The organism is Mesorhizobium sp. M3A.F.Ca.ET.175.01.1.1 (assembly GCF_004791945.1).
Classification (GTDB): Bacteria; Pseudomonadota; Alphaproteobacteria; order Rhizobiales; family Rhizobiaceae; genus Mesorhizobium.
In genome coordinates this window covers 245,194-262,197 of record NZ_SRTP01000005.1, presented here as the reverse complement: position 1 = coordinate 262,197, position 17,004 = coordinate 245,194, and the positions used below count along the sequence as shown (strand labels likewise).

General features: G+C 64.2%; 16 protein-coding genes. 4 read left to right on the top strand and 12 right to left on the bottom strand.

The window, feature by feature from the left end; translation table 11 throughout:
• The first annotated feature begins 118 nt into the window (after window positions 1–118).
• Window positions 119–979 carry an SDR family NAD(P)-dependent oxidoreductase gene (locus tag EN818_RS14925; protein ID WP_135904668.1) on the top strand — a complete coding sequence of 287 codons (861 nt, stop codon included), beginning with the start codon at window positions 119–121 and terminating at the stop codon, window positions 977–979.
• 7 nt (window positions 980–986) lie between these two features.
• Here EN818_RS14925 and EN818_RS14920 read toward each other — a convergent pair whose 3' ends face one another.
• From EN818_RS14920 to EN818_RS14905, 4 genes are all read right to left on the bottom strand, one after another.
• Window positions 987–1,481 carry a low affinity iron permease family protein gene (locus tag EN818_RS14920; RefSeq protein ID WP_095808157.1) on the bottom strand — a complete coding sequence of 165 codons (495 nt, stop codon included), beginning with the start codon at window positions 1,479–1,481 and terminating at the stop codon, window positions 987–989.
• A 229-nt stretch (window positions 1,482–1,710) separates the two neighbouring features.
• The gene (locus EN818_RS14915) at window positions 1,711–2,349 is read right to left on the bottom strand and encodes a DapH/DapD/GlmU-related protein (RefSeq protein ID WP_095808158.1); all 639 of its coding nucleotides are present in this window, start codon (window positions 2,347–2,349) and stop codon (window positions 1,711–1,713) included.
• A gap of 69 nt (window positions 2,350–2,418) precedes the next feature.
• Complete coding sequence (locus tag EN818_RS14910) at window positions 2,419–2,847, bottom strand: CreA family protein (protein ID WP_095808250.1); 429 nt, start codon at window positions 2,845–2,847, stop codon at window positions 2,419–2,421.
• A gap of 137 nt (window positions 2,848–2,984) precedes the next feature.
• Window positions 2,985–3,491, bottom strand: a complete 507-nt coding sequence (locus tag EN818_RS14905; RefSeq protein ID WP_165350015.1) for a cytochrome b/b6 domain-containing protein — start codon at window positions 3,489–3,491, stop codon at window positions 2,985–2,987.
• A gap of 219 nt (window positions 3,492–3,710) precedes the next feature.
• Here EN818_RS14905 and EN818_RS14900 point away from each other — a divergent pair, with 219 nt between their 5' ends.
• The 3 genes from EN818_RS14900 to EN818_RS14890 all read left to right on the top strand — a co-directional run bounded on the left by EN818_RS14900 (window position 3,711) and on the right by EN818_RS14890 (window position 7,165).
• Window positions 3,711–4,286 (top strand): SCO family protein, encoded by a 576-nt coding sequence (locus EN818_RS14900; protein WP_095808160.1) that lies wholly within the window; start codon window positions 3,711–3,713, stop codon window positions 4,284–4,286.
• A gap of 64 nt (window positions 4,287–4,350) precedes the next feature.
• Window positions 4,351–5,223, top strand: coding sequence for a 50S ribosomal protein L11 methyltransferase (locus EN818_RS14895; protein WP_135904666.1), 873 nt, complete (start codon window positions 4,351–4,353; stop codon window positions 5,221–5,223).
• A 97-nt stretch (window positions 5,224–5,320) separates the two neighbouring features.
• Window positions 5,321–7,165, top strand: a complete 1,845-nt coding sequence (locus tag EN818_RS14890; RefSeq protein WP_095808162.1) for an aminopeptidase P family protein — start codon at window positions 5,321–5,323, stop codon at window positions 7,163–7,165.
• Window positions 7,166–7,168: 3 nt separating this feature from the next.
• On the opposite strand, the gene EN818_RS14885 is transcribed toward EN818_RS14890, so the two are convergent.
• The 8 genes from EN818_RS14885 to ftsZ form a co-directional block, all read right to left on the bottom strand.
• Window positions 7,169–7,465, bottom strand: a complete 297-nt coding sequence (locus tag EN818_RS14885; RefSeq protein ID WP_095808163.1) for an AzlD family protein — start codon at window positions 7,463–7,465, stop codon at window positions 7,169–7,171.
• Window positions 7,462–8,190, bottom strand: coding sequence for an AzlC family ABC transporter permease (locus tag EN818_RS14880; RefSeq protein ID WP_095808164.1), 729 nt, complete (start codon window positions 8,188–8,190; stop codon window positions 7,462–7,464). Before EN818_RS14880 ends, EN818_RS14885 begins: the two co-directional genes overlap by 4 nt.
• A gap of 105 nt (window positions 8,191–8,295) precedes the next feature.
• Window positions 8,296–8,982 (bottom strand): TIGR02453 family protein, encoded by a 687-nt coding sequence (locus tag EN818_RS14875; protein ID WP_095808165.1) that lies wholly within the window; start codon window positions 8,980–8,982, stop codon window positions 8,296–8,298.
• Window positions 8,982–11,189, bottom strand: a complete 2,208-nt coding sequence (gene ligA, locus EN818_RS14870) for an NAD-dependent DNA ligase LigA (protein WP_095808166.1) — start codon at window positions 11,187–11,189, stop codon at window positions 8,982–8,984. The genes EN818_RS14875 and ligA overlap by 1 nt, the downstream gene beginning before the upstream one ends.
• Before the next feature lie 131 nt (window positions 11,190–11,320).
• Window positions 11,321–12,991 carry a DNA repair protein RecN gene (gene recN / locus EN818_RS14865; RefSeq protein WP_095808167.1) on the bottom strand — a complete coding sequence of 557 codons (1,671 nt, stop codon included), beginning with the start codon at window positions 12,989–12,991 and terminating at the stop codon, window positions 11,321–11,323.
• Window positions 12,992–12,999: 8 nt separating this feature from the next.
• Window positions 13,000–13,869 carry an outer membrane protein assembly factor BamD gene (locus EN818_RS14860; RefSeq protein WP_095808251.1) on the bottom strand — a complete coding sequence of 290 codons (870 nt, stop codon included), beginning with the start codon at window positions 13,867–13,869 and terminating at the stop codon, window positions 13,000–13,002.
• Window positions 13,870–14,063: 194 nt separating this feature from the next.
• Entirely contained in the window at window positions 14,064–15,011 is a 948-nt protein-coding gene (gene lpxC / locus EN818_RS14855; RefSeq protein WP_095808168.1) for a UDP-3-O-acyl-N-acetylglucosamine deacetylase, read from the bottom strand.
• 334 nt (window positions 15,012–15,345) lie between these two features.
• Window positions 15,346–16,998, bottom strand: coding sequence for a cell division protein FtsZ (ftsZ, locus tag EN818_RS14850; RefSeq protein ID WP_095808169.1), 1,653 nt, complete (start codon window positions 16,996–16,998; stop codon window positions 15,346–15,348).
• Window positions 16,999–17,004: the final 6 nt, after the last annotated feature.

Sequence of the window (17,004 nt, the reverse complement as noted above, 5' to 3'; positions counted from 1 at the left end):
GCCGCCATTGCGGTCAATTCGTTGCCGCACATTGCGGTCAACCTATTGGGTCGAACCAGGCTTGTCTCGGCGCTGACCGGCGTTAAGTTCGGCCCGACTGAAAGCAAGGACCTCAATCATGACCAGCGATGCCGAAATCCAGTCTGCCCTGCCCGCCTTTGCCTCCGGCAACGTCGCCGTCATTACCGGCGGCGCCAGCGGCATCGGACTCGCCGCCGCGAAGCGCTTTGCGGCCATGGGCATGAAGACGGTGATTGCCGATCTCGGCGGCCCGCGTCTCGACCAGGCCCGGCAGGCGATCGCCGACTTCGGCGGCGATGTTCTCGCGCTCGCCACGGATGTTTCCAGGGCCGACGAGGTCGATCGGCTGGCCGAAACTGCCCATAACGCCTTCGGTGCGGTCTCGGTGCTGATGAACAACGCGGGCGTCGGCAACAACCCTGGCAAGCCATGGGAAAATCGAGATGCCTGGAAGCGACTTTTTGACATCAATTTCTGGGGTGTTGCGCATGGCGTCGAGGCTTTCGCGCCGCGCATGCTGGCGTCGGGAAAGCCCGCCCTGATCATCAACACCGGTTCCAAGCAAGGCATCACCACTCCACCCGGCAATCTCGCCTACAACGTCTCCAAGGCCGGCGTGAAGACCTTCACCGAGGGACTGGCACATGCGCTCCGCAACGAACCCGGCTCGAAGCTCGCGGCGCATTTGCTCATTCCCGGCTTCACCTATACCGGCCTGACCGAAGGCGCGACGGAGAAACCAGCCGGCGCCTGGACGGGCGAGCAGGTGATCGATTTCATGCTGGCGTCGCTCAAACGCGGCGATTTCTACATCCTGTGCCCCGACAACGAGGTCGCGCGGCCGACGGACGAAAAGCGCATGGCCTGGGCGATCGGCGACATCATCGAGAACCGCCCGGCCCTGTCGCGCTGGCATCCGGATCATAAGGATGCGTTTGCGGCTTTCATGGACCGCTGACGGACTCTCAGGCCGCCGCTTTCTTCTTGGAGCCGTTCTTCTTCGCCACGGCCTTCTTTGCGGCTGCGTCAGCGATCTTGCGGTCGTGGCTGGCCGCGGCCCTCCCAGCCACGGCTTTCTTGGCTGCTGTTTCGGCGATCTTGCGGTCGTGCCGCTTTGCCGCCGCTTCGCATTTGGAACGGATCTCCTCGACCTCGGATTCGGTCAGGTGCTCGATGCCGATGAAATGATTGTGAGCCTGGCTGACGCGGATCAGTTCGTCGAGCTTGGTCTGAATCGCGGCCCCATCACGGTTCTGTGTGTTCTGGATGAGAAACACCATCAGAAAGGTGACGATGGTGGTGCCGGTATTGATGACCAGTTGCCAGGTATCCGAGAAGCCGAAGAGCGGGCCACTGATCGCCCAGATCAACACGATCAGCACGCAGACGGCGAAGGTCGGCGGCGTGCCGGCCAGGTGAGCCACCCAATTGGCGACCCTGGTAAAATGTTTTTCGAGCATCCGATCCTCGTGAAACGCGGCGTTTCGGAAGAAACAGGCTCCAGCCCTCCCGGTTCCCAAGGAACATGTTTTCAATTTCCGCGCGTCTGCAACCGCGAAAGGCACTGAGGGATGAAAAGCAACCCGCCGGCGCCGGCTGGAAGACCTGCTCTCTCCGCTCAAAGCGGCTTATCCACTCCCTGCCGCTGGGCCGCATATCGAAACCACCATGGGCCGGAACAACCAGTGTTCAGGGTTGGCGTTCCCAGCGATCGAGGAAGGCCTCGATGGACATGGCTTGCACGTCGGGAATTGCCCTCGCCAGTTTGTCGGGCGTCCAGTCCCACCAGGCGAGGTGTTCGATGCGCGCAGCGATGTCGTCAGCGAAACGCTGGCGCAGCGGCTTCGCTGGAACACCGGTCACGATCGCATAGGCCGGCACGTCTCGCGTCACCACGGCATTGGCGCCGATGACCGCGCCGTTGCCGATAGACACATCGGGCATGACAACCGCGCCATGCCCGATCCAGACATCGTGACCGATGGCAACCGACTTGGCCTGCCGCCGCTCGCGAAACGCCGCATCGACGCCGAGCCAGCGGAAATATTCGTTCGGCCGGTAGCTGACCTTGTGCTGGGTCAGCCGCTCGATCGGGTGCTCCAGCGCATTGATGCGGCTGTTGGCAGCAATCGAGCAGAACTTGCCGATCGTCGTATAGATCGCCTCCGAATGGCGTTCGAAGTAAGAGAAGTCGCCCACCGTCACGTCGCGCAGGATCACCCGCTCGCCGATCGAGGCATAGCGGCCGAGTTTGCATCCCTTCAGCTCCGCGGTCGGATGGATGCGCGGCTCAGGATCCTTCAGGACGAGGTTTTCGGGGCGGTCCATGGCGCGGCTTTACGCCCCGGCGGCTGGTCCCGCAAGCCGGAGCCGATCGCCATCAGCCTTGGCCGGTCTCTATTGCGGCTTGCCCTTCGTCCACACCACGTTCTGGCCGTAGAGCGGAACGGTGGTGACGGACATCTTCGCCGAGCCGTTCTGCACCTGGCGCGAATGCGACAGGTAGATCAGCGTCTCGTTTTTCTTATCGTAGATGCGGTTCACCACCTGCTTTTTCCAGATCAGGCTGAGGCCTTGCTTGAACACCTCCTCGCCGCTTTCGCTGGTGTCGATGTCGCCGATGCTGATCGGACCGGTTTGGCGGCAGGAGATCGAGGAATCCGACGGATCCTCGAACCAGTTGCCCTTATGCAGCCGGTCGATGACACTGCGATCGAAATAGGCGACGTGGCAGGTGACCCCTTCGACTTTCGGGTCCTTGATCGCATCGATCATGATGTCGTTGCCGACCCAGTCGACACCGACCTTGCCGACCTCGTCCGCCATGGCAACACCGGCGCTCAGGGCAAGGAAGGCGGCGAAGACGCCGATCAGTTTTCGCAAGGAAGCCTCCTGGGTTCTCGTTTGCCGCAGTCAGGTGGGATAGGACCGTCGCATTTGCAAGCCGGTCGAGTCGAGGCACTCTAAGCTTGGCGGAATGCCAGCATCTGGCGCAGCACATCCGTCTTCAGGACGAAGTGCTGGACCAGCGCGCCCGCAATGTGCAGCAGCACCAGGTAGAGCAGGACGTTCTTGCCGACGACATGCACCAGGCCCGCTCCCGGCAACTGCAGGAACCAGGCGGCGGCGCCCGAGATCGGAACGACGAAGATGAGTGCGTAGATCGCGAAATGCGTTGCCTGGGCGAGCAGCCGCAGCGCCGGATGCTCCAGGCCCGAAACCGGTGGGACACCGCGCGTCCCCCGCAGCCAGAGCCGCCACGTTGCCAGGGCCAGCACCGCAAGACCAAGCACGACATGCATGTAGGCTAATGGCCAATCGCCGGCCGCAGCCTCTTGTCCCCGACGCAGTGAACGCCAGACATGCTCCATGCCGTCATGGGCAAGGAACTGGACCAGGATCAGCGCCGCGATGCTCCAGTGGAGCCATATCTGGGTCTTCGAATAGGATGCCACCGGCGAATCGGCCATCGTGCTGCTCCGTGAGGAAGAAGTCTTGCAACGCAGTCTGGAGGCGAAGTCGGTCAAAATAAGATCGGGCCGGCCGCGCATGGGCGGCCCTCCGATCCTGGCCGATTGCGGCAACGCGACATCTTGGCGCCGGCGGTCTCGAACCGTTAAGACTGTCGGCCAAAAGCACGTCAACTGAGCCGGAGCGGACGGCATGACAATCACGACGGACACTCCCTCATGATGCGTTCAATCCTGATCGGCATTCTTGTCCTGATGGCAGCGGGCATCGGCTGGCTCACCTTCGACTGGTACCGCAGTCACTATAGCGGCCAGCCGTTCGGCGCGCCCTTCACGCTGGTCGACCAGAAAGGCGCTCCGATCACCGAGGCCGCGTTCAGAGGTCATCCGAGCGCGGTCTTCTTCGGCTTCACGCATTGCCCGGAAGTGTGCCCGACGACGCTGTTCGAGCTGGCCGGCTGGCTGAAGACGCTTGGCGACGACGGCAAGAACCTGCACGCCTATTTCGTCACCGTCGACCCGGAGCGGGACACGCCGGAAGCCATCAACGCCTATGTCAGCAATTTCTCCGATCGTATCACCGGCATCACCGGAGAGCCTGACAAGGTGCATGCCATGGCCAAGGCCTTCAGCATCTACTGGAAGAAGGTGGACACCGGGAACGGCGACTACACGATGGACCACACCGCCTCGGTGCTGCTGCTCAATTCCAAGGGTGAGTTCTCCGGCACCATCGCCTATGGCGAAAGCGCCGACACCGCCATTGCCAAGCTGAAGCGGCTCGCGGCGGGCTAAGCATGATCCCAAAAAGTGGAACCCGGTTTCTGGAAAAGATCATGCTCGAGCAAGAGTCGACCTGATGCCGCAGACCAGGCTGCATCTCAACGCGACCAAGTCAGAGGCCGACCGCATCTTCGCAGCCCTTGCCGACGCCTTCGAAGATGACGGCCTGCCGATCGCAGTACTGGAGGTCGACGACGACAAGGACATCCACGAAGTGTCGCTCTATGCCGATGGCGAGATCGATTCTGTCGAAGCGCGGATGAAGGACGTTCTCGCGGGCCTTGGCTTGCCGAAACCGGTGGAACGCGAAACGCTTCCCGAGATAGACTGGGTGGCACGCTCGCTGGAAGGGCTGAGGCCGGTGCGCGCCGGGCGTTTCCTCGTCCATGGTGCGCATGACCGCGGCAAGCGCCACAGCGGCGACATCGCCATCGAGATCGAAGCGGGGCTTGCCTTCGGCACCGGCCACCACGGCACCACCGCCGGCTGCCTCGAGACGCTGGAAAAGGTCGTGCGGCGCGAACATCCGCGCAATGCGCTCGATCTCGGCACCGGCAGCGCCGTGCTGGCGATTGCCTTGGCCAAGCTCGCGCATATCCCGGTGCTGGCGACCGACATCGACCCGGTCGCAGTCCGTGTGGCCGCCGCCAATGCGCGCCTAAACCGGGTCAAAGCACTCGTCGAGACGGTGACGGCGCCGGGTTTCCATCATCCGATCTTTCGCAAGCGCGCTCCCTTCGACCTGATCGTCGCCAACATATTGGCGCGGCCGCTGATGCGGCTGGCGCCGCAGATGGCCAGGCACATCACGCTCGGCGGCTCGCTGGTGCTCTCCGGCATTCTTGACCGGCAGCGCGAGGCGGTGATCTCGGCCTATGTCGGCCAGAGCTTCCGTCACGTGCGCACCTTGCACCGCGAAGGCTGGGTGACGATCCATCTCAAGCGTTGAACTGGACCAATCCTCACCCTCCGCGCGCGATCGAAAATCGATTCCGGTTTTTAGGACCATGCGCTACGGTTGTGGCAAGCATCGAGGAGAGGCCGTCATGTTCCAGACCTTTGATTCCGCTGGTGATCCGGCCGTGGGCAAGCCGCGCGTGGCGTTGCTGCGCCAGTGGCTGGCGGAGAACGGACTCGACGGCTTTATGGTGCCGCGCGCCGACGAGCATCAGGGCGAATATGTCGCCGACCGCTCGGCACGGCTGAAATGGCTTACCGGTTTCAGCGGCTCGGCCGGTGTTGCCGTCATTCTGCGCGACCGCGCCTTCATCTTCGTCGACGGCCGCTACACGCTGCAGGTGCGCAACGAGGTCGACCTCGGGATCTTCACCATCGAGAGCCTTGTCGACAACCCGCCGGCCACCTGGATCAAGGAAAATCTCGGCAAGGGCGCGCAGCTCGGTTTCGACCCATGGCTGCACACGATCGGCGAGGTCAAGGCGCTGAAGGCCTCGGCCGAACAGTCCGGCGCAACCTTGGTGCCGCTCGACGAGAACCCGATCGATATCGTCTGGAAGGACCAGCCCGGGCCGCCGCAGGCGCCGGTCGAGCTTCACCCGCTCAACTTTGCCGGCGAGCTCGCCAAGGACAAGCTGGCGCGGCTGGCGAGCGCGCTCCAAAGGGACGGCGCCACCCACGCCGTGCTCACCGACCCCTCTTCCATCGCGTGGGCGTTCAACATCCGCGGTGGCGACGTGCCGCATACGCCGCTGGCTCTGGGCTTCGCCGTGCTTGCAGCCGACGGCAAGCATCAGCTGTTCATGGACCAGCGGAAATTCTCACGCATGGTGGCCGCCTATCTCACCCAGCTTGCCGACCTGCACGATCCAGGTGAGTTCGAAACCGCCGTCGCTGCCCTGGCCGGGGACGGCGCCAGGGTCGCGCTCGATCCGGTGCTGGCGGCGGAAAAGCTGAAGATGCTGGTCGAGGACAATGGCGGCACGGTTGTTTCCGCGCCCGATCCGGCCCGCATTCCGCGCGCCACAAAAAACCAGGCCGAGATCAACGGCAGCCGCGCCGCGCACCGCCGCGACGGCGCAGCGGTCGCCAAGCTGCTCTGCTGGCTCGACCGCCAGGAGCCAGGCACGCTCGACGAGATTGCCGTCGTCACCAGACTCGAGGAGGTGCGCCGGCAGACCGGTGAGGAAACGCAGATGCCGCTGCGAGACATTTCCTTCGACACGATTTCCGGCGCCGGTCCGAACGGCGCCATCATGCACTATCGGGTATCGCGCGCCACCAGCCGCAAGCTTCAGAGCGGCGAGCTGTTCCTGCTCGATTCCGGCGCCCAGTACCAGGACGGCACCACCGACATCACCCGCACCGTGCCCGTCGGCCAGCCGACAGAGGAGATGCGCGAGCGCTTCACATTGGTGCTGAAGGGCATGATCGGCATATCGATGCTACGCTTTCCGGCCGGCACGCGCGGCTCGGAAATCGACGCCGTCGCGCGCATCGCGCTTTGGAGACATGGCTGCGATTTCGCCCATGGCACCGGCCACGGCGTCGGCTCCTACCTCGCCGTGCACGAGGGACCGCAGCGCATCGCCCGCACCGGCACCGAGAAGCTGCTCGCCGGCATGATGCTCTCCAACGAGCCGGGCTACTACAAGGAAGGCTCCTACGGCATCCGCATCGAGAACCTGGTCTTGGTAACGCCGGCCGAACAGATCGAAGGCGGCGACATCGCCATGCATGGCTTCGAGACGTTGACGCTGGCGCCTATCGACAAGCGCCTGGTCCGCACCGATCTGTTGACCCGCGACGAGTTGCACTGGCTCGACCAGTATCACGCACGTGTGCTGGCCGAGATCGGGCCCATGGTGGACGGCGAGACATTGGCGTGGCTGGAGAAGGCGACCGCGCCGCTGCCGCACGACACCAAGATCTGATTCTTATCCCACGAACTGGCGCGCAAGAATCAGAACTGCAGCGCCGGCCAGGAACATCGCCATCAGACCGCCACGCAAGGAGACGATGGCGGTGACAATCAGAGCAGCCCATTCGGCCGGGCCGGCGCTGAGTGCGGCGGGCGCGACCAGCGTCGTCAGCACCGCAGCCGGCACGGCGTTCAACCCAGCTTCGACGCGCGGATGAACGCTCTCGAAGCGCGAGATGACGAGGTGGCCACCGACACGGGTCAGATAGGTGGCGATCGCGCCGGCGATGATGATCCAGAATGTGGTGCTCATGGCCGCTCTCCCACGCCACTGTGATGGGGCGGCAGGATCACCGCCAGAAGCACGCCTGCAACAGCTCCGATGGAGACATGCCAGGGGGAGCCGACCGTCTTGTAGGCGATGATGGAGGCGATCGCGCTGGCGACGACCACGGGCGCCCAGAGCGGCCGCTTGCGGAAACCCAGGACTAGGCCGAGGAAGTAGATCGGCAGCAGGAAGTCGATGCCGAGCGCCTGGGTGTCGGGGATGAGCTTGCCGAACACCGCGCCCAGACCGCTTTCGATTACCCAGAGCACATAGACCGGCAGGCCGAGGCCCAGATACCAGGCAAAGCCGACCGTCTGTCCAGATGCGGCTCTCGCCTCGGCCACGGCATATTGCGGATCGGTCATGATGAAATAGCCGAGCGCCTGCTGCAGCACCGGCCAATGCGCGATGCGGCGGCCAAGGCCGGCGGAATAGAGCACGTGGCGAAAGTTCACCGCGAAGATCGACAGGACGATCAGCCACGGCGCCACATGCTGCCCGAACAGCTCGATCCCGACCATCTGGCTGGCGCCGCCGAAGATCAGCGCGCTCATCAGAAAGGCCTCGAGCACCGAAAATCCATTGTCGACGGCAAGCGCGCCGAACAGCATCGCGAACGGAGCCGCCGCGACAACGACGGGCATCGACAGCCGCACGCCATCCCAGAAATCGCTTCTGGCACTGCTATCGGAAATCGCTTCCGCCGACATCGACCGCTCCCTTGAGGCGTTTCATGTAGGGAGCGCGGGCTTCCTTGTCACACCAATTCGCTTGAGCCAACAATCAGCGGAACTGATCCCTGTGAGATGCGATCCCTAAACGGCGGTGCCCTGGATCGCCCTGCCCCAGTCGAGCAACGGCTTGGCGCGCAAGGTGAAGCCGACGAGGTCGTCGACCAGCGCCGGCGAATGGATCATGGTGGGATCGATGTCGTGTCGGACCACGAAATGCCGGTTGCGGACGGCTTGGGCAAGGTCGGCTTCGGCTACCTCTTCAAAACCGCGCGGCGCGCGTTTGAGGCAATCCTCGGGGTCGAGTGCGAGGCCGTTCTTCTTCAGCGACGTCACCATGGCGCGGAAGGCGGCCGGCTTGGTGACGATCGCCTTGCGCATCGCCTGCAGCAGTTCCGGGCTCGGTTGCCACCAGGCGACGCCGGCGAAACAGCTTTCGAGCCCGATATGGACGTAGAAAACGCCTTGCTCCATCTTGGTGCCGTCAGGCGACAGGATGGCCGACAGATGCCGGTTGTAGGGCCGCTTGTCCTTGGAGAAGCGCACGTCGCGGTTGATGCGGAACAGCGACTTCTTGCGATCTCCGCGCAGACCGAGCTTTGCCGCAGAAAAACGATCGCTGAGCGTCTCGACCAGAGCGCAGAACGGCTCGTGCAGTTCGCTCTCGTAGAGGTCGCGGTTCTCCTGGAACCACTCACGGCTCTGGTGAAAGTCCAGCGCCTTCAGGAACGGAATGGCTTTTTGCCCAAAACCCTTGAACACGCCGGCCATTAACCACCCCTGCCGATCCGCTGCAGCCAAGTGTCCTCGTCGATCACCTCGATGCCGAGGTCGGTCGCGGTCTTGAGCTTGGACCCGGCGCCTGGCCCCGCCACCACCAGATCGGTCTTGGCCGAGACCGAGCCCGCAACCTTGGCGCCCAGGCGTTCGGCCATCGCCTTGGCTTCCGAGCGCGTCATCTTCTCCAGCGTTCCGGTGAACACCACAGTCTTGCCGGAGACCTCGCTGCCGGCCGAAATCTCGACGACATATGGCTTCGGATGCACCTGAGCCAGCAGCGCGTCGATCACGTCGTCGTTGCGCTCGTTGCCGAAGAAGTCGCGCAACGCATTGATCACCGTATCGCCGATGCCGTTGATCGACGGGAAAACGTCATGCGGATCGTCAGCCTTTGCCGTCTCCTTCCCGACGCGGATCAGTTCTTCGATCGTTGAGAACTGCCGCGCAAGCACCGCCGCCGTCGTCTCGCCGATATGGCGGATGCCGAGCGCAAAGATGAAGCGGTCGAGCTCCGGCTCGCGCCGCGCATCGATCGCCGCAAAAAGCTTGTCGAGGCCTTCATAGTTTCGTTCCTCGACGCTGCGCACATTCTTGCGCGTCTTGCCGGACGCCTCTTCGCGCAGTCTCGCCTGCTCCTCTCGCCGCTCGGCCAGTGCCCTGGTAACGGCGGGGCGACGGTCCTTGAGCGTGAAGATGTCGGCGGCCGTCTTGATCAGGCCGGCATTGAAGAACAGGTCGATGTTCTCCGCGCCCAGGCCCTCGATATCCATTGCGCCGCGCGAGACGAAATGGCGCAATCCCTCCACGGCCTGCGCGGCGCAGATCAGCTCGCCGGTGCAGCGACGGCGCGAATCCTCCTTCCCGGTCTTCTCGTTGATCTCGCGCGTCGCCGGCGAGCCGCAGATCGGACAGGTGTGCGGGAATTGGTAGGGCACCGCGTCGGCCGGCCGCTTGTCGATGACGACGCTGACGATCTGCGGAATGACATCCCCTGCCCGCTGGATGACCACCGTATCGCCGATGCGCACGTCGATGCCGTCGCGGATCGGCTGGCCGTTGCTGTCGAAGCCTTTGATGTAATCCTCGTTATGCAGCGTGACGTTTTCGACGACGACGCCGCCGACCGTTACCGGTGCCAGCCGCGCAACCGGCGCCAGCGTGCCGGTGCGGCCAACCTGGATGTCGATCTTCTGCACGGTCGTCATCGCCTGCTCGGCCGGGAACTTGTGGGCGACCGCCCAGCGCGGCTCGCCGGTGACAAAGCCCCAGCGGCGCTGCAGCTCCAACTGGTCGACCTTGTACACGACCCCGTCGATGTCGTAGCCCAGCGCCGAGCGTTGCTCCTCGATCCGATGGTAGTGTTCGATCAGATTCTCGACCGATTTCGCCCGCACCATCAGCGGGCTGATCTTGAACCCCCACTCCGCGAACTTCTGCACCGAATCATATTGCGTCGGAGCGGGATCCGCAGTCGTGTAGCCCCAGGCATAGGCGAAGAATTTGAGATTGCGGCTGGCGGTGACGGCGGGATCCTTCTGGCGCAGCGAGCCGGCGGCCGTGTTGCGAGGGTTGACATAGTCCTGACCTCCGGCCGCGGTCGAGCGTTGCTTCAGCGCCTCGAACTCCGCGTAGGTCATGTAGACCTCGCCACGGATCTCGATGACCTCCGGCCAGCCCGAGCCCTTCAGTGTCTTGGGGATGTCGCCGATCGTCTTCAGATTGGCGGTGATGTCCTCGCCAACGGCGCCGTCGCCGCGTGTCGCGCCCTGCACGAACACGCCGTTTTCATAGCGTAGCGATGCCGACAGCCCATCGATCTTCGGCTCGGCGGTGAAGGCGATGTCGAGGTCCTTGTCGCGGTCGAAGAAGCGCCGCCCGCGCTCGATGAAATCGGCGACATCCTGGTCGGTGTAAGCCTTCGCCAGGCTGAGCATCGGCACCGCGTGGCGGACCTTGGCAAAACCTTCCGCCGGCGGCGCGCCGACCCGCCGCGACGGCGAATCCTCGCGCACGAGATCGGGAAATCGCTCTTCGATGGCGAGGTTGCGCCGCGCCAGCGCATCATACTCGGCGTCGGAGATCGTCGGCGCATCCTCGGCATGGTAGCGCCGGTCGTGCTCGGCGATCTCCCCGGCCAGACGCTTCAGCTCCTCCGCGGCCTCGCTTTCGCTCAGCGAGTCGACTGGTTTTTCCGACATGCGATGCTGTCCTCGACTTATGGCGCGCCACTATAAATCAGGATTCGCAGGCAGGGAGTCGACTTGCACAAAAATCATTCCTGAACAGCAGGATGCAGCCATCTGCTGACTCATCAAGGGAATCCGGCTTTCTACGCCGCCGTGATGTTCTCGCGCAGCAACCGCTCCGCCGCCGCGCGTGCCTCCTCGGTGATCGTGGCGCCGGCAAGCATGCGCGCGATCTCTTCCTGGCGCGCGGCGCGATCCATCTCGGCAATGCCGGTGGCGACACGATCCTTGCCGGATTTGGAAATCAGGAAATGCGTTGCGGCACGCGCTGCCACCTGCGGAGCGTGGGTGACGGAAAGCACCTGCACCCGTTTCGACAGCCGCGCCAGCCGCTGGCCGATGGCATCGGCCACCGCCCCGCCGACACCGGTGTCGATCTCGTCGAAGACCAGGGTCGGCGCCGAGCCGCGATCGGCGAGCGCCACTTTCAACGCTAGAAGGAAGCGCGAGAGCTCGCCGCCCGAGGCCACCTTCATCATCGGCCCCGGCCTCGTGCCTGGATTGGTGCGCACCCAGAATTCGATCTGGTCGATGCCTTCTTCCATCCTGCTTTCGGCATCGCTCGCCAACTCGACGATGAACTCGGCGCGCTCGAGCTTGAGCGCCGGCAATTCCGCCATAACCGCCTTGGTCAGGCCGGCTGCCGCGCCATGGCGCAGCGACGACAGCTGGGTTGCCGAAATATCGTAGGCCTCGCGTGCGGCGGCCGCCTGCTTCTCCAGCCCCTGCAGGCGCTCCTCGCCCGCATCCAGGTCGGCAAGGTCGGCTGCCATCGTATCGCGCAACTGCGCCAGATCGTCGACGGCGACATTGTGCTTGCGCGAGGCGGCGCGCAGCGAGAACAGGCGCTCCTCCGCCTTTTCCAGGCGTTGCGGATCATATTCGGTGGCGCGCAGCGCTGCCTGCACGCCCGATTGCGCCGCATCGAGCGAGATCATCGCCTCGTCGAGGGACTTCAGCACATCCTCGAGCAGGCCCGGCGCCTCCCCCGCCTTGCGCTGCAGCCGCCGCAACAGGCTGGCAAGCTGCGGCAGCGGCGAGGACGGTCCCGACAGCACATCCTGGGCATCATGGATTTCGCCGGCGATCTTCTCGGCCCGCATCATCTGGGCGCGCAGTTCGGCAAGCTCGGTCTCCTCGCCCGGCTGCGGATCGAGCTTGGCCAGTTCGGCAACAGAGGCGCGCAGGTAGTCGGCCTCGCGCGCCGCCGCCTCGACCTTGGCGCGGTGCCTGGAGAGCTCCTGCTCGCAATTGCGCCAGTAGCGCCAAGCCTCGGCCGTTCCACGGACCGCGCCGAGATGGCCGCCGAAGCTGTCCAGCAATTCGCGGTGCGCGCCGGGATCGACGAGCGCGCGCTCGTCATGCTGGCCGTGGATCTCGACCAGCGCGCGACCGACATCGCGCATCAACGTCACGCTGGACGGCTGGTCGTTGACGAAAACGCGAGTGCGGCCGTCGGCCGTCTGCACGCGGCGCAGGATGATGTCGCCGTCGTCCTCGATATCGTTGTCGGCAAGCAGCAGGCGGGCGGGATGATTGCGCGGCACGTCGAACACCGCGATGACCTGTCCCTGCGCCGCTCCGTGACGGACCAGCGAAGCGTCCCCGCGCGCGCCGAGTGCGAGCGAGAGCGCATCGAGCAGGATGGATTTGCCGGCCCCCGTCTCGCCGGTCAGCACCGAAAGGCCGGGCAGAAAGTCGATGTCCAGCTTCTCGATCAGGACGATATCGCGGATCGAAAGTCTGGACAGCATCAGAAATGTCAGGCGCCGGTGATCAGCTTCCCGGCCTTGGATATCCACGATCCGGCATTCTCACGGGGCTGAAGCCCGTTGCTCTGCAGGAGCTTGTAGGAATCCTTATACCACTGGCTGTCCGGATAGTTGTTGCCGAGCACCGCCGCGGCCGTCTGGGCCTCCGAGGTCAGTCCCATCGCATAGTAGGCTTCGGTCAGGCGTGCGAGCGCCTCCTCGACATGGCGCGTGTTGGAGTAGGTCTCGACCACGGTGCGGAACCGCTTGACGGCGGCGATATATTCGCGGCGCTCGAGATAGTAGCGGCCGATCTGCATTTCCTTGCCGGCAAGCTGGTCGGTGGCAAAGCGGATCTTGTCCTTGGCGTCGTCGACATATTCGGAGGTCGGCCAGCGCGTCACCAGATCCTGCATGGTCTGAATGGTTTGGCGCGCTTCCTTCTGATCCTGGGTGACGTCCTTGATCTGGCGGTAATAGCTGAGACCGATGATGTACTGCGCATAGGCGGCCTCGTCGGTCGAGGGGTAGAGCGTCAGATAGCGCTTGGCGGTACCGATCGCCTCGTCGTAATTGCCGGCCCGATAGTCGGCGAAAGCCCCCATCACCATCGATTTGCGCGCGAATTCCGAATAGGGGTGCTGCCGGTCGACGGCATCGAACTTCTTGCTCGCCTCGTCGAGGCGGCCTGCGTTCAGATTGGCCAGGCCCTGATTGTAGAGAACGTCCGCCGGCTCGGTGTGATCGACATAGGTCGAGAGGTCGACATCCTTTTCGGACGACATGCAGGCCGACAGTACCAGCGAAGGGGCGATCAACGAAAACGCCAGGAAAACAGCCCGATGCGGCGCCTTCGATTGACCAACTCGCTTAAAGAACATGATTGGATTCCGCCCTTTCGGCGTCATTTCAGTCTGGGGCAGCAGCCATAAACCATAACTGCCTAATGCGGCAACGCTATCTGCGGCCAATCGCACATTTTTGTGGCGGCCCGGCGCGCTCCCCGAAGCTCAGCGATTTCACGGACTTGTGATGCAGCATTGCAACAGAGCCTGCCAGCCACGAGGCCGGAAAATCAGATCACCCAGGGCGCGTAGACCGGCCTGCTGACGGCAATCATCTCCGCGCTGCGGCCGCGCTCGCGCCGCGTCGTCTCGACGATTTCGAACGCCGCGCGATCCGAGAGCAGGCGCCGCAGCGCCGCCGCATTCATCCGGTGACCGCCGCGGTAGGAGCGGAAGCAGCCGATGAAGCGGGCGCCCGCCAGGGCCAGGTCGCCCATGGCGTCCAGTGTCTTGTGGCGCGCGAACTCGTTGGGGTAGCGCAGGCCGCCGACATTGATGACGCGGTTGTCGTCGCCGATAACCAGCGAATTCTCGAGCGACGAGCCGAGCGCGTAGCCGGCGGCCCATAGCCGCTCGACGTCCTTCATGAAGCCGAAGGTGCGAGCCCGCGCAAGGTCGCGGCGGAAGATGTCGGGATTGATGTCGGAAGCAAACAGCTGCCGGCCGATCGCCGGACTTTCGAAATCGATCTCGACCTCGAAGCGTGTGCCGTCATAGGGGCGGAACTCCGCCCAGGAGGCGCCGGCTTCGACGCGGACCGGTTTCACCACACGGATGTAGCGGCGCTTCACCGCCAAGATGTCGATGCCTGCATGGTCGATAGCCTCGACGAAGGCCATCGCGCTGCCGTCGAGGATTGGAACCTCCGGGCCATCGATCTCGATGACGAGGTTGTCGATACCAAGCCCGAACACCGTCGCCATCAGATGCTCGACCGTGCCGATGTGCGCGCCCGCTGGGTCGCCAAGCATGGTGCAGAGATCGGTAGCGCCGACTTCGGAGACCAGCGCGCGAAACTCGCGGCCTTCGCCCCCATTCAAGAGATGGAAGACTATGCCCGTGTCGGCATCGGCTGGCAGGAAATGAACCGTGACCGGCTTGCCGCTGTGCACGCCGGTGCCGGTCAGCGTCGCGCGCGATTTAACCGTGGTCTGATAGTCCTGCAAGACAAACCCCATAAGCCCTGATGCCCGTCCGCTTTGTCAGCCTGTTGAGCGTTTTGCAGCCAAATGGGAACAGATGGCGTCCGCGCGCTGCGGCAAAATGAACAAGGCTTGCGGCTCTGTATGATCGGCAGGCAGGGCCAACTCCCCGAATCCCGGCAAACCGACTTTAGTCCGGCGCGAAGATAGTCGCGCGTCCGGGAGACTCCAAATCACGCTTTCTTACCCCGTGTAACTGCTGCCCGGAGCGAGGAAACGCGCCTAACGATTTGATTTGTAAGGCATTTAAATGTCAACAGGCAGACGATTTCTCGTCTGCCTGTTAACAAGCGTTATATATCGTTAACGATCAGTTAGCCTGACGGCGCAGGAACGCAGGAATCTCCAGCTGATCGTCGTCCTGCACGGTGCGGCTCTGCGGCGTCAGCCGGCCCTGGTCGTCCAGTTGGCCGCGACGCGGCGCGTAGAGCTGCGGATCCTGGCTGGCGAGGCGACGCATCTCGGGTGCCGCCTGGCGCAGTTTCGGCTCGCGCGGCTGCGCCGGCTGCAGCCGTGCCGGCTCCTCCTCGCGGCGGGTCAGGCCGTTCGTCAGGCGCTTGATCAGCCCCATCGGCCCGCTGTTCTCATGATCGGCGGGGCGGCTCTTGGCTTCCACCTCGGCCTTCACCACCGGGGGAAAATCCTCGACACGCGGCATGCGCTGGGGCGCCGCGGCCATCGGCTGCGGCATCTCGCGCTGCGGCGCGGGCTGCACGACCTGCTGCTGCACTACTGGCTGCGGCGGCGCCGGCGGGGCCTGGAAGATCTTGCTCTGCGGCCGGAAGTCGTCGACCGGCGCCGGACGCGGCTGCGCCATCGCGGCCGCGTTTGCCTCGGCAAGCTGGATCGCTTCGGCGACCGGATCTACAGCGCGCGGCTCGTATGCGGCCTGCTGCTGAACCGGCGCAGGACGGCTTTCCTGGGCGGGCACCGCCGGGCGGTTCACCGGCTTCTGCGGCGCGCGGATCGAGATCGGCGCTGCGGCGATTTCGGCCGCCGACTTGTCGATGCCGGTGGCGACAACCGAGACGCGGATCACGCCTTCCAGTTCCTCGTCGAAGGTAGCGCCGAGGATGATGTTGGCGTCCTGGTCGACCTCCTCGCGGATGCGGGTGGCAGCTTCGTCGACCTCGAACAGGGTGAGGTCGCGACCGCCGGTGATCGAGATCAGCAGGCCCTTGGCGCCCTTCATCGAGGTCTCGTCGAGCAGCGGGTTGGCGATCGCTGCTTCGGCGGCGGCCATCGCGCGGCCCTCGCCCGAGGCCTCGCCCGTGCCCATCATCGCCTTGCCCATCTCGCGCATAACCGAGCGGACGTCGGCGAAGTCGAGGTTGATCAGGCCTTCCTTGACCATCAGGTCGGTGATGCAGGCGACACCGGAGTAGAGCACCTGGTCGGCCATGGCGAAGGCATCGGCGAAGGTGGTCTTGTCATTGGCCAGCCGGAACAGGTTCTGGTTCGGGATGACGATCAGGGTGTCGACGCATTTCTGCAGTTCCTCGATGCCCAGGTCGGCCGTCTTCATGCGGCGCTGGCCTTCGAAATGGAACGGCTTGGTGACGACGCCGACGGTGAGGATGCCCTTCTCGCGCGCGGCGCGGGCGACGACCGGAGCAGCGCCAGTGCCGGTGCCGCCGCCCATGCCGGCGGTAACGAAGCACATATGCGTGTTGGAGAGATGATCGATGATCTCGTCGATGCACTCCTCGGCGGCGGCGCGGCCGACTTCCGGCTGCGATCCTGCGCCGAGTCCCTCGGTGACATGCGCGCCGAGCTGGATCAGCCGCTCCGACTTCGACATGGTCAGCGCCTGCGCATCGGTGTTGGCCACCACGAATTCGACGCCGCGCAAGCCGGCGGTGATCATGTTGTTGACGGCATTGCCGCCGCCGCCGCCGACACCGAACACGGTGATGCGTGGCTTCAGCTCGGTGATGTCCGGCTTTTGCAGATTGATGGTCATTGTCTC